Annotated in this window: 1 protein-coding gene; it reads left to right on the forward strand. The window is 46.7% G+C overall.

Going from position 1 to position 272, the window contains the following annotated elements; all coding sequences use genetic code 11:
* Nucleotides 1–43: 43 nt before the first annotated feature.
* Nucleotides 44–272, forward strand: a 229-nt coding sequence (locus R0J92_RS23090; protein ID WP_411053386.1) for a PLDc N-terminal domain-containing protein, incomplete at its 3' end; no start/stop codon positions are given.

Consider the following 272-nt stretch of genomic DNA (forward strand, 5'->3'; position numbering starts at 1 on the left):
GAAGATGGATTGGATACTGATCGCGAGCTGGACACTGAACTCTGTGCTGCTGCTGAACGTGGCGCTTGCCATTGTTATCATCTTTAACGAACGGCGGGATGCAGGAGCTGCCTGGGCGTGGCTATTGATCTTATTCTTTTTGCCGGTTATCGGGTTTGTCGTCTATTTGTTTTTCGGCAGGCATTTGACCGATAAAAATGTCTATAATTTAAGCGAAGACGAACAGTCTTACTATACTCGGCAAGTCAATTCCCAAGTCAGCAGCATCCAAG

The sequence above is a fragment of the Tritonibacter sp. SIMBA_163 genome (genome assembly GCF_046535935.1).
Taxonomy (GTDB): Bacteria; Pseudomonadota; Alphaproteobacteria; order Rhodobacterales; family Rhodobacteraceae; genus Epibacterium; species Epibacterium scottomollicae.